The organism is Streptomyces sp. NPDC059785, assembly GCF_042732375.1.
In the GTDB taxonomy this organism is placed as follows: domain Bacteria; phylum Actinomycetota; class Actinomycetes; order Streptomycetales; family Streptomycetaceae; genus Streptomyces.
In genome coordinates this window covers 1-5847 of the sequence record NZ_JBHWHV010000125.1, presented here as the reverse complement: position 1 = coordinate 5847, position 5847 = coordinate 1, and the positions used below count along the sequence as shown (strand labels likewise).

At 74.3% G+C, this 5847-nt stretch carries 6 protein-coding genes; 5 read left to right on the top strand and 1 reads right to left on the bottom strand.

Translation table 11 applies throughout. The annotated features are described in order from the left end of the window. The 4 genes from ACFV6E_RS42675 to ACFV6E_RS42660 all read left to right on the top strand — a co-directional run. Positions 1-1143: acetate--CoA ligase family protein (locus ACFV6E_RS42675; protein ID WP_385469143.1), on the top strand; the 1143-nt coding region annotated here is incomplete at its 5' end. 91 nt (positions 1144-1234) lie between these two features. Continuing rightward, entirely contained in the window at positions 1235-1822 is a 588-nt protein-coding gene (locus ACFV6E_RS42670) for a DUF5998 family protein (RefSeq protein ID WP_385159729.1), read from the top strand. After that, the gene (locus tag ACFV6E_RS42665; RefSeq protein ID WP_385159731.1) at positions 1822-3087 is read left to right on the top strand and encodes an alkaline phosphatase family protein; all 1266 of its coding nucleotides are present in this window, start codon (positions 1822-1824) and stop codon (positions 3085-3087) included. Before ACFV6E_RS42670 ends, ACFV6E_RS42665 begins: the two co-directional genes overlap by 1 nt. Positions 3088-3170: 83 nt before the next feature. Further along, complete coding sequence (locus ACFV6E_RS42660) at positions 3171-3818, top strand: thymidine kinase (RefSeq protein WP_385159733.1); 648 nt, start codon at positions 3171-3173, stop codon at positions 3816-3818. 22 nt (positions 3819-3840) lie between these two features. On the opposite strand, the gene ACFV6E_RS42655 is transcribed toward ACFV6E_RS42660, so the two are convergent. Continuing rightward, on the bottom strand, positions 3841-4644 hold the full coding sequence (locus tag ACFV6E_RS42655; protein WP_385159735.1) for a VOC family protein: 804 nt from the start codon (positions 4642-4644) through the stop codon (positions 3841-3843). 323 nt (positions 4645-4967) lie between these two features. Here ACFV6E_RS42655 and ACFV6E_RS42650 point away from each other — a divergent pair, with 323 nt between their 5' ends. Further along, entirely contained in the window at positions 4968-5795 is an 828-nt protein-coding gene (locus tag ACFV6E_RS42650) for a sulfurtransferase (protein ID WP_385469141.1), read from the top strand. Positions 5796-5847: the final 52 nt, after the last annotated feature.

The window sequence follows — 5847 nt, the reverse complement described above, 5'->3', positions numbered from 1 at the left end:
CTTCTGCCCGCGATCGGTGTGCCCTGGTGGATCGCCTTCCTGATCGTGCTGGGTGATCTACACCCAGCAGCGTCAGATGTGTATAAGAGACAGGCCGCGACCGCCCCGGCCAAGCCGGTCCTGGTCGTCCACGTGGAGCTGGGCGGCCTCGCCGAGGCACTGTCCGCCGCCGCCGGCACCGCACCCCAGGCGGCCGTCCCGGCGCAGGCCGACGGCGCGCCGGGCGACCACGCGCGCGTGGAACCCCCGCCCGCCGTCGCCGACTGCCCGGACGGCGCCCGCCTCATCCCGGCCTACCCCGCCGCCGAACGCGCGGTCCGCGCCCTCGCCCAGGCCGTGCAGTACGCCCAGTGGCGCCGCGACGCCGCCGAGCCCGGCAAGGTGCCCGCCTACGAGGACATCGACGAGAAGGGCGCCGCCGGCATCGTCGACGGGCTCCTCGCGCGCGGGGAGGGCCTGACGCTGGGCCCGGACGACGCGTGCGAGCTGCTCGGGCGGTACGGCATCGCCGTCCGCCGGGCCCTGCCCGCCCCGGCCCCCGACGACGCGGTGCGCGCCGCCGCCGCCCTGGGCTACCCGGTGGCGCTCAAGACCACCGCCCCGCACCTGCGCCACCGCGCCGACCTCGGCGGCGTACGCCTGGACCTGGCGGACGAGGAGCAACTGAGACGGGCCTACGCGGAGTTGACCGAGCTGTTCGGCTCGCCCCGGGAGCTGCGCCCGGTCGTCCAGGCGATGGCACCGCGTGGCGTCGACACGGTCGTACGGGCCGTCATCGACCCGGCGGCCGGCGCGGTGCTCTCCTTCGGGCTCGCCGGGGCCGCCTCCCAGCTCCTCGGCGACATGGCGCACCGGCTGATACCGGTCACCGACCGGGACGCGGCCTCCCTCGTGCGGTCGATCCGGACGGCCCCGCTGCTGTTCGGCTGGCGCGGGTCCGCGCCGGTCGACACCGCCGCCCTGGAGGAGCTGATGCTGCGCCTGTCACGCCTCGTCGACGACCACCCCGAGGTCGTCGCCGTCTCCCTGGAGCCCGTCGTCGTCGCCCCGCGCGGCCTGAGCGTGCTCGGCGCGACGGTCCGGCTCGCGCGCCCGCCCGCCCGCGACGACCTCGGCCCCCGCACCCTCCCCGTCGTCCGCTGACCCCGGATCCGCCCGGCATCCCGCCCGGCGCCCGGGCAAGAGACCCGCGAGCGGTCCCTCGCAGCCGGTGCGCCCCCGTAGGATGGACGTCATGGCCAAGACCAGTACGACGACCCAGGGGCTGCGAGCGGCGATCGAGCGCAGCGGCTACTACCCGGCCCTCGTTGCCGAGGCGGTGGAGGCCGCCGTGGGCGGCGACGCCGTCCGGTCGTTCCTGGTCCATCAGGAGACGACGTTCGACGCGAACGAGGTCCGCAGGCACGTCACGGTGCTGGTGCTCACCGGCACCCGCTTCATCGTCAGCCACACCGACGAGCAGGCCGCGGACAGCACCTCGCCGACCCCGTACGCCACGACGTCCACGGAGTCCGTCAAGCTCGGCCGCATCTCCTCGGTCGTCGTCAGCCGGGTCGTGGCCAACCCGGAGTCGTACACGCCGGGCACCCTGCCCCGCGAGGTCGTCCTGACCATCGGCTGGGGCGCCGTCTCCCGCCTCGACCTCGAGCCCGCGGCCTGCGGCGACCCGAACTGCGAAGCGGACCACGGTTACACGGGCAACTCGACGGCGGACGACCTGAGCCTGCGCGTCAGCGAGGCCGGCGACGGCCCCGAGACGGTGCGCCAGGCGCTCGTCTTCGCCCAGTCCCTCTCCGAGGCGACCGCGGACGTCACCCGCTGATGTCCCACCTCTCACCCTCCGCCGCCCACGACGGAGGCCGCTCGGCCGCCCACGGCGCGGGCCGCCCCGCGCCCGCCCCGCTCCCCGCCGCCTGGGACCACCCCGAACCGCTGCCGGTCGGCTCCGCCCCCGTCCCCGAGTACGGCAGCGGCTCCCTGGCCGACCTGCTGCCGACGCTCGCCGCGGGCATGGAAGTCCCCGGTACGACCGCGGCCATACCGGAACTGACCCCGGCCGACCGGGTCTGTGTCTTCCTGATCGACGGCCTCGGCTGGGAGCAGCTCAGAGCGCACCCGGCCGAGGCCCCCTTCATGACCTCGCTGCTCGCGTCCTCCCGCGGCGGCTCGGGCCGCCCGATCACCGCCGGCTACCCGGCCACCACCGCCACCTCCCTCGCCTCGGTCGGCACGGGCCTGCCGCCCGGCGCGCACGGCCTGCCCGGCTACACGGTCCGCAATCCGGCGACCGGCGAGCTGATGAACCAGCTCCGCTGGAACCCGTGGACGGAACCGCACGCCTGGCAGCCCTACCCGACGGTCTTCCAGCTCGCGGACGCCGCCGGTGTGCACACCGCGCAGGTCTCTTCCCCGGGCTTCCAGAACACCCCGCTGACCAAGATCGCGCTCAGCGGCGGTACCTTCCACGGCCGGCTGACCGGCGAGGAGCGGATGGACTTCGCGGCCGCGCAACTGGCCGCGGGCGACCGCTCCCTGGTCTACACGTACTACGCCGAGGTGGACGGCAAGGGCCACCGCTTCGGCGTCGACTCCGACCCCTGGCGCGGCCAGCTCATGTACGTCGACCGGCTGGTCCAGCGCCTCGCGGAGCAGCTCCCGCCGCGCACCGCCCTGTACGTCACCGCCGACCACGGGATGATCGACATCCCCTTCGGCGAGCCGCACCGCATCGACTTCGACGAGGACTGGGAGCTGAGCGCCGGCGTCGCCCTGCTGGGCGGCGAGGGCCGGGCCCGTCACGTCTACGCGGTGCCGGGCGCCGAGGCCGACGTCCTGACCTGCTGGCGCGAGGTGCTCGGCGAGCAGTTCTGGGTGGCCTCGCGCGAGGAGGCGATCGCGGCGGGCTGGTTCGGCCCGCACGTGGACGAGCGGGTCCACGGCCGGATCGGCGACGTGGTCGCCGCGGCCCGGGACGAGGTCCTGCTCATCGCGTCGCAGCGGGAGCCCAACGAGTCCTCGATGGTCGGCAACCACGGCTCCATGACCCCCGTCGAACAGCTCGTCCCCCTCCTCGAAGTACGCTCCTGACGTCCCCCGCAAGCCGCGCGGACCCCGTACGCTCCCCGAGCGCCCGCCGTCCGTCCCACTCGCCGAAAGGTGCTCAACTCCCCATGCCCGAGCTGGTGTTCTTCTCCGGAACGATGGACTGCGGGAAGTCGACGCTGGCTCTCCAGATCGAGCACAACCGCTCGGCGCGCGGCCTGCGAGGCATGATCTTCACCCGGGACGACCGCGCGGGGGAGGGCAAGCTCTCCTCCCGCCTGGGCCTGGTCACCGACGCGGTGGAGGTGGCGGACGACCAGGACGTGTACGCGTACGTCGTCGACCATCTCTCCCGGGGCGGCCGGGCGGACTACGTGATCGCGGACGAGGCGCAGTTCCTCGCCCCGGACCAGATCGACCAGCTCGCCCGCGTCGTGGACGATCTGGACATCGACGTGTACGCCTTCGGCATCACCACGGATTTCCGCTCCAAGCTCTTCCCCGGCTCGCAGCGGCTGGTGGAGCTGGCCGACCGCGTGGAGGTGCTCCAGGTCGAGGCGCTGTGCTGGTGCGGTGCGCGGGCCACGCACAACGCCCGCACGATAGGCGGCGAAATGGTCGTGGAAGGCGCCCAGGTGGTCGTCGGCGACGTCAACCAGTCGGAAGCCGTCGGCTATGAGGTGCTCTGCCGCCGTCACCACCGGCGCCGGATGACGGCGGCCACGGCCCGGGCGTCCGCGCTCTCCCCGGACGTACTGCCGATCGCCTCCGCCTGAGCGGCACTGCCCCGGCAGGATGTCAGCCGGACGTGTGCACCACCGAGAACACCGCGCCCTCCGGGTCCGCGACCGTGGCCGTCCGCCCGTGCGGCGAGTCGTGCACCGGCTCCACGACGCGGCCGCCCAGCCCGGCGACGTGCGTGACCGTTTCCTCGGGGTCCGCGACCTCGAAGTACGTCAGCCAGTGCGCGCCCCGGTCGCGCGGCAGCTCGCGGCCCACCCCGTGGATGCCCGCGACAGGGCGGCCGTCGAGGACCAGGGTGACGTAGTCCTTGTCGACGGAGGCCACCGGCTCCAGCTCGTAGCCGAAGACCCCTTGGTAGAACTTGGCGACGCTCGCCGTGTCCCGGGTCAGGAGCTCGTTCCAGGCCGGGGTGCCCGGCACCCCGGTGACGGCGGTCCCCGCGTGGGCCGTGGCCTGCCAGATCCCGAAGACGGCCCCCGTCGTGTCGGACGCGATGGCGAGCCGGCCCGCCTCCGCCGCGTCCAGCGGACCGACGCCGACGGTGCCGCCGGACAGCCGCACGGTCGCCGCCGTCTCGTCCACATCCTCCGAGGCGAGGTACGGGGTCCAGGCCACCGGCAGATGCCGGTCGGGCGGGAGCTGGCCGATGCCCGCCACCTCGTGGCCGTCCAGGAGCGCCCGCACGTACGGGCCGAGCTGCTGCGGGCCCGGCCGGAACTCCCAGCCGAACAGCGCTCCGTAGAAGTCCTGGGTCGCGGCCATCCCGTGCACCATCAGACTCACCCAGCAGGGCGCGCCGGGCGCCCGCCGCGGGTGAGCGGTGCCGTTCAGGCCGGCCGACCCCCGTGCCTCGGTCATCGTCACTCTCTTCTCGGCCCCTCACGGTGGCCGGTCGACTTCCGCCTGCGCACGCGCGTACCGTCGCCACGCGCGTGCATGCCCCGTCCCGATGTTTGCACCACCGGTCCCGGTGCGCGCTCCGGCCGCGCCGCCGGGCCCCGTTCTGCCATGGCTGGACGCGGGTTTTGCGGTTTCTTGGCCGTTTCCGCGAGGTTGCCCACCGGTGGCCAACGGCTGTACAGCATGTGCCCGATCCCATACGCCTCGTGATCGGAGCTGCCCGGCGGGCAGATTAGCCCGACCTGGGCGACGCGGCCACCCCGTGCGCAAGGATGGGGACCATGAACGCCATCATCTCCGCATCCGAACTCGCCGCCGCGCTGGCCGGGCCGAACCCCCCGGTGCTGCTCGACGTCCGCTACGAACTGGGCCGTCCGAATCTGCGGCCCGAGTACGAGAAGGCGCATGTCCCGGGTGCCGTGTTCATCGACCTGAACGCCGAACTCGCAGGTCCGCCCGGTGCCGGGGGCCGCCACCCGCTGCCCGACCTGGCGGTCTTCACCGCCGCGATGCGGGCCGCGGGCGTTTCGGCCGACCGCGACGTGGTCGTGTACGACGGAAGCAACGGCTGGGCCGCCGCACGCGCCTGGTGGCTGTTGCGCTGGACGGGGCACCCGTCGGTGCGCGTTCTTGACGGCGGTCTCGCCGCGTGGGAGGGGTCGCTGACCTCGCAGCTCCCGGAGCCGACGCCGGGCGACTTCACGCCCGCACCGGGGGCGGTGCCGCTCCTCGACGCGGACGGGGCGGCGGCGCTGGCCCGCACCGGCCTGCTGCTGGACGCCCGGGCCGGTGAGCGCTACCGCGGCGAGGTCGAGCCGATCGACCGGGTCGCGGGCCACATCCCGGGCGCGGTCTCCGCGCCCACCACCGAGAATCTGGCCGAAAACGGGCGCTTCCGGCCCGCGGCGGAACTCGCCGAACGCTTCCGGTCACTGGGCGCCACGGACGCCACCGAGGTGGGCGTGTACTGCGGCTCGGGCGTCTCGGCCGCCCAGCAGATCCTCGCCCTGTCGGTCGCGGGCATCCCGGCCGCCCTGTACGTCGGTTCCTGGTCGGAGTGGTCCTCCGACGAGAGCCGCCCGGTGGCCGTGGGCCCGGACCCGCAGTAGCCGGCGCCGGGCTCCGGCCCGGACACGGAAAAGGGGTCCGCACCCGGCCGGG